Genomic DNA, 6,413 nt, shown 5'->3' on the forward strand with positions numbered 1-6,413 from the left:
TTAAGAGGAGATATTAAAATGACGGTTAAAAATAAAGTTCAACTTATAACTTATGCTGATTCTCTTGGTGGAGATTTAAAAACATTAGATAATGTACTTACAAAATATTTTCCAAATAAATTTAAAGGTGGTATTCACATACTTCCTCCATTCCCTTCATCAGGGGATAGAGGTTTTGCACCTCTTACTTATTTAGAAATAGAACCTCAATTTGGTACATGGGATGATATTCGTAAAATAGGTGAAAAACATGATGTGCTTCTTGACTTAATGGTTAACCATATTTCTAAAAACTCAGTATTCTTCCAAGACTTCTTAAAGCATGGGAAAGAATCAAAATACGCTGATTTATTTATTACATTAGATAAACTATGGAATGATGGAAAACCACTTCAAGCAGATATAGACAAAATGTTCTTACGTAGACAAGTTCCATATTCAACATTTAACATAAATGGTGAAGACGTTTCTGTTTGGACTACCTTTGGTAAAGAAACACCTTCTGAACAGATAGACCTTGATATTAACTCTGATGCGGTTAGACAGTTATTAAAGGAATTCTTCGAAAACTTCCATAAAAACAATGTTAAAATTGTAAGACTTGATGCTATAGGATATGTAACAAAGAAACTTGGTACTAGCTGTTTCTTTGTTGAACCTGAAATATATGAATTCTTAGATTGGATATGTGATTTAGCTAAATCTCTTGATATTGATTTACTTCCAGAGGTACATGCTCATTACACAACTCAATTTAAATTAGCTAAGTATGGTAACTATATTTATGACTTTATACTTCCATATATGATTCTTAGCACTTTAGTTAATAAATCTAGCTCTCAAATTACAGAATACTTAAAAGTAAGACCTCATAATCAATTTACAATGTTAGATTGTCATGATGGAATTCCTGTAAAACCTGACTTAGATGATTTAGTATCAACGAAGGATGCTAGGAAAATTGTTGATCATTGCTTAAATCATGGTGCAAACTTAAGCTTAGTTCACTCTGATGCTCATAAGAGCCCAGATGGATTTGACGTTCATCAAATAAGATGTTCTTACTACTCTGTTTTAGGATGCAATGATGATGCTTACTTAACTGCTAGAGCAATTCAATTCTTTGCTCCAGGTATTCCACAAGTATATTATGTTGGGTTATTAGCTGGTGAAAATGATGTTGAAAATGTAACACGTACTGGAGAAGGACGTGAAATTAATAGACACAACTTCACTTTAGAAGAAATTGATAAAGCATATAATCAAGATGTTGTTCAAAGATTACTTAAGCTTATTGACTTTAGAAATGATTATCCTGCTTTTGATGGCACTTTCCATATTGAACCTTCAAATGATAATGAAATGATTTTAACTTGGAAAAAGGATGATAAGTATTGTACTTTAAATGTTGATTTAACTACTAGCAAGTCAACTATTAAATATATAAATGATGATGGTATAACATCAGTTTACCATATATAACTTTTACATTCTAAACAAGTGGCTATTGCAATAATGCAATAGCTACTTACTATTTATTACTCTTATCTACTCTACACTTGTACTTCTTCTAACTACTAAATCCACTGGTAATATAGTTTGTTCTAAAATTTCTGTGTTAGTATATTTAGCATCAATTAAATGAATAGCTAACTTTGCCATTTCTTTAATTGGCTGCTGTATAGTAGTTATTGTTGGTGTTGTTAATTGTGATATTTCAACATCATCAAAACCAACTAATTTAATATCCTTTGGAATTTTAATATTTAATTCATAACAAACCTGAATAACTTGTGCTGCTATTAAATCACTGCTAGCAAATATTCCATCAACTCCATCTATTTCACTAAGTGTATTTTTTATATACTCATAATAATTCATTTCATTATAGGCATTTATATCAAACTTTTTAATAAAATATTCAACATTATTTTTATTACATATATCTATAAATGCCTTTTCTCTATTATCAGCAGGCATTTCTTCATCAATTACACCACTAAAATGTACTATTCTTTTACATCCACATTTTATTAAATGCTCTGTTGCAAGGCATCCCCCTTGATAATTATCACATTGTATTCCTAGTTTTCCTTTTTCAAAATTCTTTTCTAATAATACAATTGGGATATTTCCTGTGTTAATCATATTATATTCAACATTGCCACTACATAAAATTATTCCATCTACTCTATTACTTTTACACATGTCTAAATATTTTTTCTCTTTTGTAGCAGTGTCCTTGCTATTACATAGTATTATTTTATAATCTTTTTTCGCTGCTTCATTTTCTAAATTGCTTATTAACTTAGAAAAATAAGGATGAGATATATGTGGTACTATCACTCCAATTGTATTACTTCTCTGCTTTGTTAATGAACGCGCTATTTCATTAGGCTGATAACTTAACTGATCCATAGCTTCATGAACTTTACTTTTTGTTTTTTCACTAATATATCCTCTATTATTAATAACCCTTGATACAGTTGTTGGTGTAACTCCTGCTAGTTTTGCAACATCAACTATTGTAGCCAAAATTCATTCCCCTCTCTTTATTGTACGACTATATTTATTTACAAAATTCCTACACTCCTAAAATAATAAGTATAAATATTGCTGAAAGTAAATTTGCTACCTTTATCTTTGTAGCAACGTATAAAGTTACTATACTCTATTATGCACATTTACATATAGTTATTGTCAATATTTTCATAATAAAAAAGTACATAACCTATACAAATAATTCACCTACTCACTTTATGTCTTTTTTTCATAAAAAATAGAAATTCATTTTTTATTTTGCAATATTTTTATTTATAGTATAATAATGTTATATATTGCTAAAATAAATATTCAAAATGGAGGATTTATGTCAGATATATATTTTTTAGAAAATACAAATAAAGATTTTATTGATTTATATTTATGTTATTGTGGTATGGAACAATGTGCTCCACTATATTCCTTTGGACCTGCTATAAGACCTAATTATTTACTACATTATGTTCTTGATGGTAAAGGGTACTATTATGTAAATAATGAGAAATATGAAGTTAATAAAAATGAAGGTTTCTTAATTTGCCCAAATGTTGTGACATTTTACCAAGCAGACGAAGAAAATCCTTGGACTTATCTTTGGATCGGTATAGATGGTGAAAAAGTGGAGACATATTTAAAGGCTGCAGGATTAAATAATGATACTTTAATATTTAAATATAATGATGGAGATTTATTAAAAGAATATATTCTTGAAATGTTAAAACATAACACCTCTTCTAGCAGTGATTCTCTTAAAATTGAAGGCTTACTTTATATGTTCTTTTCAGAACTTGCTAAACAAAATAAATCTGTTCCTATTCATAAGAATGATATAAATAATAATTATATAAATAAGGCAATTGAATTTATTCAAAATAATTATCATAATCCAATAAAAGTTTCTGATATAGCTAATTATGTTTGTTTAAATAGGAGCTATCTTTCTACTGTATTTCAAAATAATTTAAATATGTCTCCACAAAAATTTTTAATGGAATTTAGAATAACTAAAGCTGCAACACTTCTATATGATACAGATTTACCTATTACAAATATTGCTTACTCTTGTGGTTATTCTGATCCACTTGCATTTTCAAAAGCATTTAAAAAAATAAAAGGTGTAAGCCCTAAAGAATATAGATTAAAGAAAAAAGAAACAACTGAAAAATTCTTACTTAATGAAATTAAATAAAATACCTACTTCTAACATTTAAACATATTTTCATTATATAAAACTATATAAGATATTGCCAAAAAAGTTTACTATATAAGTAAATGTAAACGGTGTAAATTAAATAATTTTATATCTAAAATAGTTTTGAAAGGAATGAAATAATGATAACGGAATAATACCTTTTTATTTCACATTAAAAGATTCTTGGACTTCCCTTCCTGCTTGGAACAATATAGCTGGAACTTTAGTTAGTACTGATTGTTTTAAAAAAGTTAATAATAAAGAAACTACTTTTAATGAAGTCTACTCTGAAACATCTGATAAGATATTACAATTGATAGATTATGGTCATTCAGAATCACCATCAATGGTTTCTAAAATAACAGATAAATTAATAGCTACCGCTACCGAATGGCAAAATAGAATGCTAGGAAATAATAATTTATACAACTAATGCATTAGAAGGCTTTAATAGGCAAGTACGTAAGTATACAAAGAATAGAAAAATATATTATTAGTATTTCTAGATAATAAAAAACATTACTGGAAATCATAATTTCCAGTAATATTTATCAACTAAGAAAATTAATTACACATAATTACCTACAGTCTCTAGCTCCTTAAAAATTTATTTATTTGCTAATGTTTCTCCATTCTTTAAGTCTTCTAATATTGCCTCATATTCTTCTTCATTTAAGTTATATCTTCTTAAAGAAATTATACTTAATATTGCTATTATACCTGGAACAATTGAATACATTAAGTGTATCCCTTTTAAAGTTTCTACAGTTTGAGCTACATTAGCTTTATACCCTACAAAAGCTAATACATAACCACATAATGCTCCTCCAATTGCACTAGCAAGCTTAGTTTTAAATATATTTGAAGAGAAAATCATTCCTTCTGATCTTTTTCCTGTTTTCCACTCACCATATTCAACACAATCTGCTACCATAGAAGCCAATGAAATATTAGCAGCTCCTTCAGCTAATCCCATTATTGTATTTATAACTAATAATGTTGGTAAGCTTGAATATGATAATGCAAATATTGACATAAATCCTAAAGCATTAATTCCAATTCCAAATAAAGCTGTAGCTCTTTTTCCTAACTTTTGAGTTATAAAAGGAGTACATAATCCGCCTGCCATTCCTGAAACCATACTTATACCAGTTACTATTGGAATATATACTTCTGCATTAAAATTATATTTTATATAATAAATTGAGAAACCATTTCTTAATGCATATGTTACTTCTAACATTAACATTGATACAAGTAATATTCTTAAAGGTTTGTTTGTTTTAAATAATTCTTTTAATTGTTTAAAGCCTTGTTTTTCTGGCTTTCTATCTGTGTTTATCTCTTTAACACCCCAGACAGTAATCCATGTACATATAGCTGCTGTAATTGAATATATAATTGCTACTAATGTCCAACTTCCAAACTTAGCAACTAAAGGTAACGTAAACATAGAAACTACTAAACTTCCACCAAAAGCAATAGTTCTAGCTGATGTAACAATTTTTGTTCTACCTTGTGACGATTGAGTTATATTAGCTGATAAAGACCAATAAGGTGTATCCATTGCTGTAAAGCATATTCCCCATAATATGTATGAAATATATATCCATGCAATTTTACCATTATAACTTAAATTTGGGGATGAAAAACACATTATTGTTGCTATTCCCATAAATATTGGAACAAATAATAAATAAGGTCTACTTTTACCCATTTTAGATTTTGTATTATCTACTATCATTCCCATAATTGGATCAGTTATTGCATCTATTATTCTAGCTATTAAGAATAATGTACCTACTGCTACTGCACCTATTCCAAAGCTATCAGTAAGATAAACCGTTAAGTATGTGCCTATAAATGCACATATAATGTTGTTTCCTAAACTCCCCATTCCAAAAGAAATTAAAGTTTTAATTGGAACTAGATTTTGTGAGTTTTTTTCTCCTTTTTTTACTAAATTTAATTCGCTCATTTTTTCCCACCCTTTTTTCTATTTTACACCTAATATTATAAATATTTATATAAATATTGAAAACGTATTTATGTATCAAAAACATGGTTAAATGTTAGATATTTAAATTATATCTACAGTTTGTTGAAAACCCCCTGTTTAAAAAACAGAGGGTTTTCCTTTACTAGTTGTGGATAAAATTTAAAATTCATAATATCATTAAAACTACTAATATAATATGAAAATAACAAAGATAGTCTTGTTGCTATCTCTTTTCAAAACGTTTTCTAAACCTTCTGCTACCTTTTTACTTGAATGAGGTTTGTATTTTTTTACAGTTATTGCACAAAGGCCAAGTTCAGTCATTCGTCTTTGAACTCGCTTCAATGATACATTGAAGCCTTCTATACCGAGTATATAATGAATTCTAGGAGCACCATATATGCCTTTATTCTCTTTATATATCCTTTTAATAGCTGATTTTAATTCCTCATTTTCTAGTTCTCTTGCAGATTTAGTTTTATCAAAAGATTTATAATATGTGCTTCTAGCTACGCCTAGAACAGTACACATAGTTTTAATATCATGCTTGCTTTTATTTATATTTATAAATTCTATTACTTCATCTAATTTCTTGTTGCAAATATGGCCATAGCTTTTTTGGCTAAAGCCCGCCTTTGGTGTAATATTTCATTTTCCTCTTTAATTCTTGCCATTTCTTTT

5 protein-coding genes are annotated in these 6,413 nt (G+C 27.8%); 2 read left to right on the forward strand and 3 right to left on the reverse strand.

The window, feature by feature from the left end; translation table 11 throughout:
* Positions 1 to 18 precede the first annotated feature (18 nt).
* Complete coding sequence (gene gtfA, locus BHW04_RS10705) at positions 19 to 1,482, forward strand: sucrose phosphorylase (protein WP_302699605.1); 1,464 nt, start codon at positions 19 to 21, stop codon at positions 1,480 to 1,482.
* Positions 1,483 to 1,548: 66 nt separating this feature from the next.
* Here gtfA and BHW04_RS10710 read toward each other — a convergent pair whose 3' ends face one another.
* Positions 1,549 to 2,535 (reverse strand): LacI family DNA-binding transcriptional regulator, encoded by a 987-nt coding sequence (locus BHW04_RS10710; RefSeq protein WP_022168860.1) that lies wholly within the window; start codon positions 2,533 to 2,535, stop codon positions 1,549 to 1,551.
* A 334-nt stretch (positions 2,536 to 2,869) separates the two neighbouring features.
* Between BHW04_RS10710 and BHW04_RS10715 the strand changes: the two genes are divergently transcribed.
* Positions 2,870 to 3,730: an AraC family transcriptional regulator gene (locus tag BHW04_RS10715; RefSeq protein WP_302630937.1), complete on the forward strand. Its 861-nt coding sequence runs from the start codon at positions 2,870 to 2,872 to the stop codon at positions 3,728 to 3,730.
* A gap of 610 nt (positions 3,731 to 4,340) precedes the next feature.
* Here the strand turns inward: BHW04_RS10715 and BHW04_RS10720 are convergent.
* Both BHW04_RS10720 and BHW04_RS10725 read right to left on the reverse strand, forming a co-directional pair.
* Positions 4,341 to 5,711, reverse strand: a complete 1,371-nt coding sequence (locus BHW04_RS10720; protein ID WP_022168858.1) for an MFS transporter — start codon at positions 5,709 to 5,711, stop codon at positions 4,341 to 4,343.
* Between the two features lie 207 nt (positions 5,712 to 5,918).
* Entirely contained in the window at positions 5,919 to 6,263 is a 345-nt protein-coding gene (locus tag BHW04_RS10725) for an IS3 family transposase (RefSeq protein WP_302699608.1), read from the reverse strand.
* Positions 6,264 to 6,413: the final 150 nt, after the last annotated feature.

This window comes from Clostridium sp. 29_15, from assembly GCF_001916075.1.
GTDB classification, from domain to species: domain Bacteria; phylum Bacillota; class Clostridia; order Clostridiales; family Clostridiaceae; genus Clostridium; species Clostridium lentum.